This is a genomic window from Streptomyces sp. NPDC006544 (assembly GCF_040611715.1).
Taxonomy (GTDB): Bacteria; Actinomycetota; Actinomycetes; order Streptomycetales; family Streptomycetaceae; genus Streptomyces.
In genome coordinates this window covers 31,765-45,552 of record NZ_JBEXOV010000032.1, presented here as the reverse complement: position 1 = coordinate 45,552, position 13,788 = coordinate 31,765, and the positions used below count along the sequence as shown (strand labels likewise).

The window sequence follows — 13,788 nt, the reverse complement described above, 5'->3', positions numbered from 1 at the left end:
GTCCGGAACGGTCCCGAGCCGGTCCGGGGCGGCCCGTGCCGCCCGCACCAGCACGTGCCGGCCTTGGGGGCCCGGGGGCGGTACGCGTCGGTCCGATTGTCACGGTCCTGCCACAGAGATCTTTTGATCCTGTTCAAAACTGCATGTCCTCGGCCTACTCTGTCGGCCTCGCCACCCCCACCGGACCACGTGGGGTGGCCGACAGGGGAGGGGAACCCGATGACAGAGAACACCGATGCGGTGGACGGCGTCGCGGCGAAGGGCGCGCACGCCTCGTCCGGGAACACGGCCGGGAACACGGCCGAGGGCGCGGCGGAGCAAGCTCAGGCCGTGCACGCGGCCAAGGGCGCGGCCGTCGCTCCGCCGACCGGGCCGGCCCCGCGGGCCGACGCAAGATCCGGGCCGCCCATGCCCGCTCCACCAGGGGCGGGCCCGACTTCACCGCAGGAGGCGACGGAGAAGCCCGCGCCGATGCCGCCCGCGCCGCCCGGGTGGGATCCCAAGGCCTGGCAGGTCTACCAGCTGCGCAAGCAACGATCCGCCTCCGGCGCATGGTCGCTCGCCCCGCTCGGCTGGGCCGAGAAGGTCCGGCCCGTCGACGCGGTCGCTGTCCCGGCCGCCGTGCTGGCCGCGGTCCTCGCCTCCGGCGTCGCCGCGGCCCTGCTGCTCGGCGACGGACTGGGTCCCGGCCTGCTGATCGCGGTGGCGCCGGCCCTCGTCGCCGCGTACCTGTCCGCCCGAGCGGCCGGCCGCGGGTTCCGCCCGTGGACCGCGCTGTGGGCCATCGGCTGCCTGGCGCTGCTCGCCGTGCCGGCGCTGCGCGATTCCGGCTGGCCGTCCACCCTGGCGCTCCTGGCCGCCGTCCTCACGGGTGCGCTGGCCCTGCAGGGCAGCCGCACCTGGCCCGGCATCCTGCTCAGCCCGGTCGGTCTCGTCGACTCCACGGTGCTCGGGGTGCGCTGGGTCTGGAAGGGCGTGCGCGCGCGCAGTGCGGGGAACCGGGACCGCTGGCTGCCGGTGGCGAAGGCCTCGTTGGTGGCGGTCGTCCTGCTGGTGCTCTTCGGCACGTTGTTCGCCTCCGCCGACGCCGCCTTCGCGGATCTGCTGAACGGTCTGACCCCCGATGTCGGCGGCGCGGAGGGGCCGTTCCGTTTCCTCCTCTTCCTGTTCGGTGCCCTCGTCGCGATCGCCGTCGCCCGGACCGCCGTGGCACCCTCCCGCTGGGACCGGATCGACATGGCCCCCGGCAAGGCGCGCTCCCGAGTCGAGTGGGCCCTTCCGCTCGTCCTGCTGAATCTGCTCTTCGCCGGGTTCAACGCCGTCCAGCTCGCCGTCCTGTTCGGGGGCTACCGCAAGGTCCTGGAGGCCACCGGCCTCACCTACGCCGAGTACGCGCGCCAGGGCTTCTGGCAGCTGCTCTGGGCCACGTTGCTCACCCTGCTCGTCATCGCGCTCGCCCTGCGCTGGGCTCCGCGCGGCGGCGCCGGCGACCGGCGGCTGGTGCGGGTGGTGCTCGGCACGCTGTGCGCGCTGACCCTGGTCGTGGTCGCTTCCGCGCTCCACCGCATGGAGCTCTACGTGGACGCGTACGGGCTGACCCGGCTGCGCGTCTCGGTCGCGGGCATGGAGCTGTGGCTCGGGCTGGTCATCGTCCTGATCATGGCCGCCGGGGTGGCCGGCGCCCGTTGGCTGCCGCGAGCGGTCGCGGGGAGCGCCGTAGCGGCCGTACTGGCCTTCGGGCTGCTGTCCCCGGACGGGATCATCGCCGAGGGCAACGTCACGCGGTACGTACAGGACGGCAAGATCGACCTGGCGTACTTCCAGTCCCTGTCGGCGGACGCGGTGCCTGGGTTGGACCGGCTGCCCGAGCCCCAGCGTTCCTGCGCCCTGCGCGGGATCAACAACGAACTGGCGAGGGAGGGCGACGACGTGCCCTGGTACGCGATGAGCCTGGGGGAGCGCAGGGCCCGCGAGATCCTGCGCGATCGCCCGGTGAAGGCCTCGTACCAGGAGTGCTCTCGCCTCGGCACCTTCGGCAGCCGGTCCGAGTACTAGGACGCGCGAGAGGTGTGTGCGCGAGGGGCCGGCGCGGTGCTTTCCGCGCCGGGCGCTCCTCGCGGGACCGGCTGGCCGGGACTGCCCTGTACGGGACTGCCCTGACCGGGACTGCCCTGTTCGGGGCAGTCCATGATGCGACCGTGCCGCTCAGGCGGCCGGACCGGCTTCGGCGGCGGCTCCGTTGAGGGCGTCCAGGTCGCTCTTGCGCACCTGGATCACCACGAGCGCGGTGGCGAGTGCCACGCCCGCCATGGCCACGGCCGCGATGAAGGCGGTGGCGATCCCGTGGGTGAGGACCAGGTCCCCCCAGGGGTCGGGCAGCAGGCCGCTCTTCTTGAAGGCCGCCAGCTGCCCCTGGTCCGCCTGAGCCATGAAGGCCGGAACCTGCTGCTCGGCTTCGGTGCGGCCGGCCGTCCCGAAGACGGTGACCAGGATGGACAGCCCCAGCGACCCGCCGACCTGCTGGCTGGCGTTGAGCAGCCCGGATGCGGCGCCGGCCTCCTGCTGGGCCACGCCGGAGACGGCGGTGAGGGTCAGGGTGACGAAGTTGAGGCCCATGCCGAAGCCGAACAGCAGCATCGGGCCCAGTACTCCGGAGAGGTACGAGCTGTCGGTTCCGATGAAGGTCAGCCACGCCAGGCCGGTACCGGTGAGCGCGGAGCCGGCCACCATGAACGGCTTGGGGCCGAAGCGGGGCAGGAGACGCTGCGAGATACCGGCTGCCGTGACGATGGCGACCGTGACGGGCAGGAAGCCTATGCCCGACTGGATCGGTGAGAAGCCCAGTACGTTCTGCACGAACTGGACGATGAAGAAGAACATTCCGAACATCGCGGCGGCAAGACTGAGCATGATCACGTAAGTGCCGGCGCGGTTGCGCTGGGAGAACATGCGCAGCGGGATGATCGGATCGGCGGCCCGGGACTCGATCAGCACGAAGGCCGCGAGCAGGACGACGGCCAGGGCGAACGAGCCGATGGTCACGGCGTCGCGCCAGCCGTCCTGGGAGGCGCGGATGAATCCGTAGACGAGCGAGGCCATGCCGCCGGTGGACGTGAGCGCTCCGGCGATGTCGAAGCGGCCGGGGTGGCGTTCGGACTCGCTGATGTAGAGGGGTGCCAGGACCGCGATCAGCATGCCGATCGGCACGTTGACGAAGAAGACCCAGCGCCAGTCGAGCCACTCGGTGAGCATGCCGCCGGTCAGCAGCCCGATGGCGCCGCCGCCCGCGGAGACGGCGGCGAACACCCCGAAGGCGCGGTTGCGCTCGGGCCCCTCGGGGAAGGTCGTGGTGATCAGGGCGAGCGAGGTCGGGGAGGCGATGGCGCCGCCGATGCCCTGGAGGGCGCGGGCCGCGAGCAACTGCCAGGACTGCTCGGCGAATCCGCCGAGCAGGGACGCCACGGTGAAGAGCAGGATGCCGGTCATGAAGACGCGGCGCCGGCCCAGGATGTCGCCGGCTCGGCCGCCGAGCAGCAGCAGGCCGCCGAAGGCGAGCGTGTAGGCGCTGATCACCCACGACAGATCGGTGGTGGAGATCGCGAGATCGGTCTGGATGTGCGGGAGCGCGATGTTCACGATCGTCGCGTCGAGGACGACCATGAGCTGGCAGGCGGCGATGACGGCGAGCGCCACTCCCGTGCGCCCCTCGCGGCGGGCCGCGCCCGGTATTCGGGACTTGGAGAGCTGAGGAGTCGTCACTGTGGATCCCCCCAAAGTGAAATAGTGAACGTACGCGTTCACAGCGAGTCCACCGTAGGAGTCAGCCTTAGTGAACGCAAGCGTTCACTAAGGCTGAAAATACGTGCGAGGGACGCGCGCGTCGGACGGAGGAGCGGACGTGACGGTTTCACGCTGGTCGGCGGCGTCTCCGGGGCGCAGGCGTGGGCCCGAGCTCGAACGGGCGATCCTGGACGCCGCGTTGGAACAGCTGGGCACCGTTGGCTGGAATTCCCTCACGATGGAAGGTGTCGCCGCCGGTGCGCACACCGGCAAGGCGGCGCTGTACCGGCGCTGGCCCTCGAAGGCGGACCTGGTGGCCGAGGCCCTGCGGACGCGGCTGCCGCCGCTCGGCCAGATCGAGGACTCGGGATCGATCCGCGAGGACCTGTACGCGTTGTGCGTGCGGATGCGGGAGGTCATGTACTCGCGGGCGGGACAGGCGCTGCGGGCGGTGCTTCACGAGTGCGACCACGTCAACGCCGACCGGTTCCGCGGCCTGATCTGGTCCGGGCTGCACGAACCGGCGCACCGGCTGATCGGCGAACTGCTGCGGCGGGGGATCGGTCGGGGGGACGTGCGGGCGGATGCCACTGATCCGCTTCTCGTCGACGTCATTCCGGCGCTGATGATGTACCGCACGAAGGTGTGCGGGAGCGAATGGGAAGAGGCGGAGATCGCCGAGATGATCGACGGGGTGATGGTTCCGCTGCTCAGGGCGTGAGCGGGGGCCCCGTCCGCGGTGTGACGGGGGCCGGGGTGTGCAGGCGGCGCGGGTCGGCGTAACCTTGCTGGCGCCATGCCGTACGAAGCACCCACTCACACCGTCGAACGCTCCCTCCGTGCAACCACCGGCGCCAAGGTCATCGCCGGGGTCGACGAAGTCGGACGAGGGGCCTGGGCCGGTCCGGTCACCGTGTGCGCGGCGATCACCGGTCTGCGCCGGCCGCCCGAGGGACTCACCGACTCCAAGTTGCTCACCCCCAAGCGACGCGATGCGCTCGTCGGCGTCCTGGAGGGCTGGGTCACCGCCTACGCTCTGGGCCACTCCTCCCCGGAGGAGATCGACCAGCTCGGGATGACCGCCGCGCTGCGCCTCGCCGCGGTGCGCGCCCTGGACGCGCTGCCGGTGCGTCCCGACGCGGTGATACTCGACGGCAAGCACGACTATCTCGGTGGTCCCTGGCAGGTCCGGACGGTGATCAAGGGCGACCAGTCCTGTGTCGCCGTCGCCGCGGCCTCGGTGATCGCCAAGGTCCGGCGCGACCGGATGATGGCCGAAATCGGTGAACAGGGCGGTGGAATCTCGGACTTCGCTTTCGCCGCGAACGCCGGATACCCCTCGCCCGTGCACCGGGCGGCGCTGGAGGAACAGGGGCCGACCGCTTACCACCGGCTCTCGTGGTCCTACCTCGACGCACTGCCCCGCTGGCGTCACCTCAAGAAGGTGCGCCGCAGCGAGGAATCGCTGGAGCTGGAAATCGGAGGCCAACTCGGCTTCGATTTCTGATCGCACGTACGTGCCATTCCCCGGTACGTTCGTACCGCTGTCCGCTGTCCGACAGATGTCAACTCAACTCACGCCTCTCACCCCCGCCCCGAGGAGCCTCAGATTCACGAGAGTGCCCAGGGTCCCCGCGTCACGCCGGCCGCGAGCCGCACCGCGCAGACCCCCCGCCCCGTACCTGGTCCGCGTCCCGCCCCCGTTCCCAGGCCCGGACGCCCCGGTCCCTCCCCCGCGGCGGCAAGCCGCGCGGGAGACGCCGCCCGCCCCGCACCGCCCGCGCAACGGGTGTCGCAGGCCACCCCCGGTCCCGTTCCCGCAGCCTCCCCCGCACCGTCGGTCTCCGCGGCGGTTCCGCAGGTCCAGCTGATCCCGGCCTCCGCCGAGGGCGCGCTGGACGCGGCCGAGGAGGCCGTGGACCTGCTGCTCGACACCGGGCGCGCGCCCGGCGACATCCTGGTGCTCACCACCGGCGACCCCCACCCGTGGGCCGCGCACGAACTGTCCTTCGGCGAGGCCGCGTACTGGGCCCTGCACGATGCCGGGGACGACGTCTTCTACGCGGACGCGGCGCAGGTCCAGCGCGCCGCCGGCCGTCCCGTCGTGGTCGTCGCGGCCAACGGCGGACCGGTCGGGACCGCCGCCGCTGCCCTGCCGGTCGCGCTCGCGCGAGCCGGTGCGCTGCTGATCGTGTGCGGTGAGCCGCAGGCGATCAACTCCGCGCTGGGCGCGGGCGTCTGACGCTTCGCATCCCGGCGCGGCCGAAGGGCGGGGCGGGCGAACAGCCGGCCTTGCCGACGTCCGTGGCCTGACCAGCCGTACGCCCGCTCCAGGGTGTACGGCCGTTGGGCGTGCCCGCGGCCGGCCCGACGCGGCGGTCCGCGCTGAGACCGACGGACATCCGTGCGCGCGGCATTCTCCGCGGGCGAGTCGGCGGGCGGGCGGGTCGGGGATGGGAAGCGTGCCGGTCAGCGGGCGGCGGTGCGGCGCAGGGCGTCCGCGGCCCCGCCCCCGGTGTGCACGGCGAGCGGGGCGAACTCCGCCGCCGTCTCGCCGAGGCGCTCGGGCCGTGACTCCGAACTGGGCCGGCGGCCGCCGCGGCCGTCACCCAGGACCTGCCATCCGCCCCGGGTCAACGTGATGTACGCGCCGCAGCGCAGCCCGTGCAGGGTGCAGGCGTCGCGCAGCCCCCACATCCAGGCGCCGTCCTCCTCGGTCCACCGCTCGTCACCGTCGCGGCAGTAGAGCAGCACCGCCGTCCGGATCGGCGTCCGCCGCCGCAGGTCGTGCGGGAGGACGCGGCGCAGCCGCGAGAGCAGGGCGTTGCGGTACTCCCAGCCGTCGGCGGAGGCGGAACGCTGCACGAAGGAGGCACTCGCGACGAGTTCCTCCTCGGGGCCGAGCACGGCGATCACCGCCGTGGACGCCACCGGGCTGTGCCGCGCGTGCAGGCCGCTGACGACCTCGCGCGGACTGCGCAGCAGGGGAACGCCCGACGAGGTCCACTCCGAGGGCTCCAGCTGTCTGCCGTGCCGGCTGGCGCCGCCGGTGACCGGCGACAGGGACGTGGTCGAGGGCGGGGCGAATCCGAAGGTCACAGTCCTCCCTTCGGGTACACGCCCGCGAACGCGGGCACGGCTGGGGTTCGGGCGCGCCGCGGCGCGGCCCAGAAGCATGCCGTCGAGCCGAGCGGGAGCACTGCAATTCTCGCGTGGCCCGTGAGCATGCGGCAACGAGCAATTGGCGCCGCAGACCGGAATTCGCCGGTATGCCGTTCATATCCTTGCCCCGCCGCACCGAAGACGACTCATCGCGCTACGGCTGGAGCGCCAGCACCAGCGGAAACACCTCCTTGGCACCCGCCCGCCGCAGCAGCCGGGCGGCGACCGCGAGGGTCCATCCGCTCTCCGCCCGATCGTCGACGAGGAGGACCGGGCCGGCTGTCTCCCCCAGGGTCGCGGCCAGCTCCGGAGGAACGGTCAGCGCTTGGTGGAGGGCGCGCACCCGCTGGGCGCTGTTCGACGAGGGCAGGCCGAACTCCGGGGCCTGGTCCGTGTACGCGAGCGTCCCGAGCAGGGGCATCCGCCCGATCTCCGCGATCCGCGCGGCCAGCGAGCCGACCAGCTGGGGCCGGCTGCGCGAGGGCAGGGCGACCACGCCCACGGGCCGGGCGGGAGCGTCCGGCGCCCCGGAGGCCCAACCGCCGGGGCCGCGCGCCCAGTCGGCCAGAACCGCCACCACGGCCTGTGCGACATCGGCCGGGACCGGCTGGTCCGGTGTCTGGGAAGCGAGCATCGGGCGCAGCCGGTTGCCCCAGCCGATGTCGGACAGCCGGCCCAGCGCACGGCCCGTGGAAGCCTGTTCGCCCGCCGGGATACGGCCCTTGAGGTCCACACCGACCGCGGCGAGCCCCGTCGGCCACATCTTGCGCGGCTCCAGCTCGACGCCGGGCCGGCCCAGCTCGCCGCGGGCGGTGTCCAGCGCCGTCGAGGAGACCTCCGCCGTGAACCGGGCCCCGGCGCAGTTGTCGCAGCGGCCGCAGGGAGCTGCCTCCTCGTCGTCGAGCTGGCGGCGCAGGAACTCCATGCGGCAGCCGGTGGCCGACGCGTAGTCCCGCATGGCCTGCTGTTCGGCGGCCCGCTGCCGGGCGACCCAGGCGTAGCGCTCGGCGTCGTACGCCCAGGGCTCGCCCGTCGAGGTCCAGCCGCCCTTGACCCGGTGGACCGCGCCGTCCACATCGAGGACCTTGAGCATGGTCTCCAGCCTGGTGCGGCGCAGATCGACCAGCGGTTCCAGGGCCGGCAGGGACAGCGGCCGGCCGGCCGCGGCCAGTACCTCCAGGGTCCGGCGGACCTGCTGTTCCGGCGGGAACGCGACGGAGGCGAAGTACTGCCAGATCGCCTCGTCCTCCTTGCCCGGCAGGAGCAGGACCTCCGCGTGCTCCACACCACGGCCGGCACGGCCGACCTGCTGGTAGTAGGCGATGGGGGAGGAGGGGGATCCGAGGTGCACCACGAAACCGAGGTCGGGCTTGTCGAAGCCCATGCCCAGGGCCGATGTGGCCACCAGGGCCTTGACCCGGTTGGCCTGGAGGTCGTTCTCGGCCTGCTCCCGGTCTGCGTTCTCCGTCTTGCCGGTGTACGAGGAGACCGTGTGCCCGCGGTGACGGAGGTACGCGGTGACCTCCTCGGCCGCGGCCACGGTCAGGGTGTAGATGATGCCGGAACCGGGGAGGGCGCCGAGGTGGTCGGCGAGCCAGGCCAGCCGGTGGGCGGCGTCGGGCAGCGTCAGCACGGCCAGGCTGAGGCTTTCGCGGTCCAGAGCACCCCGCAGGACGAGGGCGTCCGTCCCCACCCCGGTGCCCAGCTGCTCGGCCACATCGGCTGTCACGCGCGCGTTTGCCGTAGCCGTCGTGGCCAGGACCGGGACGCCCGGCGGGAGATCGGCCAGCATGGTCCGCAGCCGCCGGTAGTCGGGGCGGAAGTCGTGGCCCCAGTCCGAGATGCAGTGGGCCTCGTCGACGACGAGCAGACCGGTCGCGGCGGACAGCTTGGGCAGCACCTGGTCGCGGAAGTCGGGGTTGTTGAGCCGTTCCGGGCTCACCAGCAGCACGTCGACGTCGCCCGCCGCGATCTCGGCCTGGATCGACTCCCATTCCTCGGGGTTGGCCGAATTGATGGTGCGGGCGTGGATCCCGGCCCGTGCGGCGGCCTCCACCTGGTTGCGCATGAGCGCGAGGAGGGGCGACACGATCACCGTGGGGCCGGCGCCACCGGCGCGCAGCAGCGAGGTGGCGACGAAGTAGACCGCGGACTTGCCCCAGCCGGTGCGCTGTACCACCAGCGCCCGCCGCTTGTCGGCGACCAGGGCCTCGATCGCCCGCCACTGGTCCTCGCGCAGCCGTGCGGTGCCCGTGGGGTCGCCCACGAGACGGGCTAGTACGGAGTCGGCCGAGGACCTCAGGTCTGCGTTCATGCCCCCATGCAACCCGATGGCTCGGACATCGGGCGAATGCCGCTCTGGTCCTGTGGATGTTGAAGCGTGGATTTGTTCGATGTCCGGTCGGCTGTCCGGCCCGCGGGCCGGTCCGCTCTCCCGTCGGTGCCGCGGCGGTGCCGGGGCGGTGCCGGTCGGTGTAGGTCGGCGTGCGGGGAGCCGCGCGGCGGTGGTCCCGCGGTTATCCACAGGGGTAGGCGGATCCGCCCCGGCAGGGGATCTTCGGGACATGACCAACAACCACGAAGCACACGCACCCTCCGGCCGGACGTCCACCAGCGCGTCCGGAGCCGCCGACGCACCCCCGATCACCCTGCGCGGCCCCGCCGAACTGGCGGACGCGCTGCCCTACATGCTCGGATTCCACCCGACCGACTCCCTCGTCATGGTCGCCGTCCACGGCGAGGGCGGCCGCTTCGGCGGCCGGCTCCGGGTCGGCATCCCGGCCGATCCGGACGAGTGGGAGGACACCGCCCGCCAGGTCGCCGACTGCCTGGTCGGCGGCAGCCGGCGGCGCGGCGTCAAGCCCGACGGCATCGTCGTCTTCCTCTGCCAGGACCCGAGCGGGGAGGAGAACGGGCAGCGCGTGATGACGCGGCTGCGGCCGCTCGCCCAGCGCATCCGGCTGGCCTGCGGCGCCTTGGACGTCCCCGTGCTGGAGGCCCTGTGCCTCTCCGCCGGACGGTACTGGTCCTACTGCTGCCCGGACGAACGCTGCTGCCCCGCGGAGGGCAGCGTCCTGGCCGTCCCCGGCACCTCGGTGATGGCCGCCGCGGCCACCTTCGCGGGCCTGCAGGTCCGGGGGTCCCTCCGGGAGATCGAGCGGCGGCTGGCCCCGCTGCGCGGGACGGGCGCCGAGGAGATGGAGCGGGCCTTGGACCGGACGGCGGCTGCCCTCGTACCGAAGATCCTCGACGGGGCCACGCGGGAGGAGGTGGGAGCCGAGACGGTGTCGCTCGCCCGCACGCTGATGCGCCGCATGACCCTTGCCCTGCCGGCCGAGACCGGACCGGGCGCCGACGGCTGGGACGACGCGCTGCTGGGCGACGACGAGGCCGCCTCGCTCATCCTGGGCCTCCAGGACCGAGAGATCCGCGACATCGCGGCCGAGTGGATGGAGGACGAGGAGGCGGGTCCCGCCCTGCGGCTGTGGCGGGCCCTGGCCCGACGCTGTGTCGGGGCCTACGCAGAACACGCGGCCGCCCCGCTGACCCTGGCCGGCTGGGTCTCCTGGTCCACCGGGGACGAACCGACCGCACGGATCGCGCTCGGTCTGGCGCTCCGCGCGGACGGCGAGTACCGCTTCGCGCAGCTGCTCCACCACGCCTGCAACGAGGGGATCGACCCGGAGGGTCTGCGGCAGTGCCTGCGGGCGGAGCGGCGGCGCCGGGAGCCCCGCAGGGGGCGTCTGCCGGCCGCGGTCCGACGGGACACCACCAGGCCCCCCGGCCGCCGGAGCCGGACCACCCGCCGCGAGCCCGGCCGCACCGCGGGGAGCGAGCAGTGAACCGCGGGCCGGGCAGGAGCGGTCCGTGCAGCAGGTGCGGGCCGCGGAGCAGCAGCGGGAACGGGATCCGGAACCGGAGCGGGGAGTGGGCCCGGCGCGGGAGCGGGAGCCGCGGCGGCGACCCGGGCGGCAGGGACCGCAGGTGGGGGCGGAGCCGGGCCCGGCCGCCCCGCCCGGTCCTGCGGAGACTTCGGGACACGGTGGGCGGGATCCTCGGTCGCCGGCTGCGACGAGGGCCCCGTCCCCGGTGGGCGCAGCCGCCACCGGGGCCCGTGACCCAGGCGGGGGTGGGGGCGTTGCCCTGGGGGGTGGTGGCGTCCCGGCCACGCCGCCGCCCAGCCGATCCCCCCGGAGCGCAGACAAGGCGACCCATGCCGCATCCCGTACCCCCGGCCCGCGTACCTCCCCCGCGCAGGCCCGACCTGCCGCCCGTGCACGGCGCCGTCATCTGCGTCGCCGCCCCCTGCCTGGTCATCTCGCCCGAGCACGGCCAGCTCACCGGGCGGGGCGTCGACGGGGTCTACAGCTCCGGGCGCAGGCTGCTGTCCCGCTGCGTGCTCCGCGTCGACGGCCGGGAGCCGGTCCCCGTCCAGGGACGCAGCCTCGGCGCCGACCGGGCCGCGTTCACCTCGACGGTGCGGACCGGAGCCGAGGCCGGGCCCGACCCCGACGTGGGTGTGGAGCGGATCAGGCACGCCGACGGCACGGAGCGGATCACCCTGCGCAGTTTCGCCGCCCGGCCGCTACGGATCCCCGTGGAGGTCTCACTGGGCACCGACCTGGCGGAGCTGGCCGACGTGGCGGCCGGCCGGGCCGGACCGGACCTGGCCGCCGGGGTGCACGCCGCGGGGCTTCGCTGGACCAGCGGACAGGCCCAGGCCGTCACGGCGGCCGAGCCGCCTCCGGACGACGCGCTCGCCTCGGCCGGCCTCCTGCGCTGGCAGCTCGAACTGCGCCCCGGCGAATCCCGGACCATCGAGCTGCGGACCACCCGGGACCGCGGGGGGCGGGCCCCCGTGGGGCACGTCGCGAATCCGCTGGCCGACGCCCGCGCGGAGGGCGACGACCCCAGGGCGGAGGCGTGGTTGCGCAGCAGCGTCGCCGACCTCCGCGCGCTCCTGCTGAGGGACCCGCGGGAACCGGCCGACGCCTATGCGGCGGCGGGGGTGCCGTGGCGGCTCGGACTGGCCCCGGCGGAAGCACTGTGGGCCGCCCGCATGGCGCTCCCGCTCGGCACCGGACTGGCCGGCTCGACCCTGCGCGTCCTGGCCCGCACCCAGAGCCCCGGCCGCGGCCGCGAGGCAGGGAAGATCCCGGGACCGCTGCGCGGCGCCGGACCACAGCTGCCACCGGGCTGCACCGGGACCGAGGCGACGCTCGCCTTCCCGACGGTCCTCGCCGAATCCAGACGCTGGGGCATGCCCGAGGAGGAGGTCGCCCAGCTGCTCCCGGCCGCCGAGCGGTGCCTGGACTGGCTGCGGGGCGCCCTGGGGGAGGACGGGTTCCTGGCCGACCCCGACCCGGGACCGCGGCGCTGTGAAACCCAGGCCCACGCGCACCGGGCCGCGCTGCTCGGCGCCGACCTGCTCGACGGGTGCGGGCGGCCCGGAGCCGAGGAATGGCGGGAATGGGCGGTCGACCTGCGGGAACGGTTCGAAGCCCGGTTCTGGGTCGAGGGCCCGGACGGCGGCCGGCCCGCGGCGGCCCTGCACCCCGACGGACGGCCGCTGCCCCGGCTGACGGCCGCCGCCGCCCACCTGCTGGACACCGGACTGCTCGGCGGCGGCGGCCTCGCACCGGGACTGCTCGACCGTGTCCGCACCGAGCAGCTGGCGCGGCTGCTCGGATCCCCCGCCATGGACTCCGGGTGGGGGCTGCGGAGCATGGCGCTCCGCGAGCCGGGCCACAATCCGTTCGGCTACCGCGCGGGCGCCGTGCGGCCGTACGAGAGCGCGGTCGCCGCGGTCGGTCTGTCCCAGGCCGGTTTCGAGAAGGAGGCCACCGCGCTGCTGCGGGGTCTGCTGGACGCCGCGGAGAACTTCCGGTACCGGCTGCCGGAGATGTACGCCGCCGAGCAGCGCACCGCCGGCAGCGCCCCGCTTCCCCATCCGGCCGCCTGCCGTCCGGCGGCGGTCGCCGCCGCCTCGGGGATCCACGCGCTGCTCTCCCTGGCCGGGATCCGGCCGGACGCCCCCGCGGGCACGGTCGCCCTCGCCCCGCTCGCGGGCGCCCCGCTCGGCGGGCTCCGCCTGTCCGGCCTGCGCGTCTCGGGGGCACCCTTCGCGGTGCGGATCAGCAGGCTCGGCCTCGGCATGGTGGAGGAGGCCGCCGATGCGCTGCAACTGAGTGGCTAGGGGCTGTCCGGTGGAGAGGCCGGGAGGTTCACCGGGGCGCGTTCGGTACAGCGCCCCTCTGAGGGGGGCGGACCATGCCAGTACGTCCGCTCGGCCCTGTATCGAGAGCGGATCTTCCGGTCTGCCGCAAGAACCGCGCCTGCCTGCGCCGCGGCGGGAGCCGCCGCACCATCCCGGACAGAGCCGACCAGGCGCGCATCCCCCCAAAGCTCGGCTCCCGTGGCGGTCGGCCGCCGCACGTCGCCCCGACCGACTACCGAGAGCGCCACGCGGGCGAGTGCGGCATCAACCGCGTCACGCGGCCCCGGGCCGTCGCTACGCGCCAGCACGAGCTCGCGCTCGGCTACGAAGCGACCGTCCCCCATCGAGGCCATCGACGAGTGGCTGTGATCCACGTCCATCGGCTCTGGCCCGAGCCCCGCAGAGCCGTCCCTCTTAATGCTGCGTGATCCACATCGTTCGGGGGATCATGAACTTCACGCGATAACTACGGGAACGCCGTTGGGGCGTCGGCTGCTTCAACGGCGACTCCGAAGGCAACGCACTCAGCGAGACCGTTTGGACGGCCTCCGACCGGATTCGCATGACCACCCGGGGAGGCGCGGTCCACGAAGTGGTCATCCCCCCAGGCGGTCGGCCCGACCGGGTCG

Annotated in this window: 9 protein-coding genes; 6 read left to right on the top strand and 3 right to left on the bottom strand. The window is 73.9% G+C overall.

Annotated features, from left to right (window positions below):
- The first annotated feature begins 219 nt into the window (after positions 1-219).
- Complete coding sequence (locus tag ABZY44_RS17335; RefSeq protein WP_356654564.1) at positions 220-2,055, top strand: DUF4173 domain-containing protein; 1,836 nt, start codon at positions 220-222, stop codon at positions 2,053-2,055.
- 150 nt (positions 2,056-2,205) lie between these two features.
- Here ABZY44_RS17335 and ABZY44_RS17330 read toward each other — a convergent pair whose 3' ends face one another.
- Positions 2,206-3,759 carry an MFS transporter gene (locus ABZY44_RS17330; protein WP_356654562.1) on the bottom strand — a complete coding sequence of 518 codons (1,554 nt, stop codon included), beginning with the start codon at positions 3,757-3,759 and terminating at the stop codon, positions 2,206-2,208.
- A 139-nt stretch (positions 3,760-3,898) separates the two neighbouring features.
- On the opposite strand from ABZY44_RS17330, the gene ABZY44_RS17325 reads away from it, so the two are divergent.
- The 3 genes from ABZY44_RS17325 to ABZY44_RS17315 all read left to right on the top strand — a co-directional run bounded on the left by ABZY44_RS17325 (position 3,899) and on the right by ABZY44_RS17315 (position 6,022).
- Positions 3,899-4,501 (top strand): TetR/AcrR family transcriptional regulator, encoded by a 603-nt coding sequence (locus ABZY44_RS17325; protein WP_356654560.1) that lies wholly within the window; start codon positions 3,899-3,901, stop codon positions 4,499-4,501.
- Positions 4,502-4,576: 75 nt separating this feature from the next.
- Positions 4,577-5,287 carry a ribonuclease HII gene (locus ABZY44_RS17320; protein ID WP_356654558.1) on the top strand — a complete coding sequence of 237 codons (711 nt, stop codon included), beginning with the start codon at positions 4,577-4,579 and terminating at the stop codon, positions 5,285-5,287.
- 102 nt (positions 5,288-5,389) lie between these two features.
- Complete coding sequence (locus ABZY44_RS17315) at positions 5,390-6,022, top strand: hypothetical protein (protein ID WP_356654611.1); 633 nt, start codon at positions 5,390-5,392, stop codon at positions 6,020-6,022.
- 227 nt (positions 6,023-6,249) lie between these two features.
- On the opposite strand, the gene ABZY44_RS17310 is transcribed toward ABZY44_RS17315, so the two are convergent.
- Positions 6,250-6,879, bottom strand: a complete 630-nt coding sequence (locus ABZY44_RS17310) for a hypothetical protein (protein ID WP_356654556.1) — start codon at positions 6,877-6,879, stop codon at positions 6,250-6,252.
- Between the two features lie 217 nt (positions 6,880-7,096).
- Entirely contained in the window at positions 7,097-9,256 is a 2,160-nt protein-coding gene (locus ABZY44_RS17305; protein ID WP_356654554.1) for a RecQ family ATP-dependent DNA helicase, read from the bottom strand.
- Positions 9,257-9,506: 250 nt separating this feature from the next.
- Here ABZY44_RS17305 and ABZY44_RS17300 point away from each other — a divergent pair, with 250 nt between their 5' ends.
- Together ABZY44_RS17300 and ABZY44_RS17295 are read left to right on the top strand one after the other, a co-directional pair.
- Positions 9,507-10,784, top strand: a complete 1,278-nt coding sequence (locus ABZY44_RS17300) for a DUF4192 domain-containing protein (RefSeq protein ID WP_356654552.1) — start codon at positions 9,507-9,509, stop codon at positions 10,782-10,784.
- A 371-nt stretch (positions 10,785-11,155) separates the two neighbouring features.
- A complete protein-coding gene (locus ABZY44_RS17295; protein WP_356654550.1) occupies positions 11,156-13,138 on the top strand; it encodes a glycogen debranching N-terminal domain-containing protein in 1,983 nt (660 codons plus the stop codon).
- Positions 13,139-13,788: the final 650 nt, after the last annotated feature.

Bases quoted from the DNA above. Each gene is read 5' to 3' on its own strand.
- ABZY44_RS17335 (WP_356654564.1), top strand. From the start codon at position 220: ATGACAGAGAACACCGATGCGGTGGACGGCGTCGCGGCGAAGGGCGCG.
- ABZY44_RS17320 (WP_356654558.1), top strand. From the start codon at position 4,577: ATGCCGTACGAAGCACCCACTCACACCGTCGAACGCTCCCTCCGTGCA.
- ABZY44_RS17305 (WP_356654554.1), bottom strand. From the start codon at position 9,256: ATGAACGCAGACCTGAGGTCCTCGGCCGACTCCGTACTAGCCCGTCTC.
- ABZY44_RS17300 (WP_356654552.1), top strand. From the start codon at position 9,507: ATGACCAACAACCACGAAGCACACGCACCCTCCGGCCGGACGTCCACC.
- ABZY44_RS17295 (WP_356654550.1), top strand. From the start codon at position 11,156: ATGCCGCATCCCGTACCCCCGGCCCGCGTACCTCCCCCGCGCAGGCCC.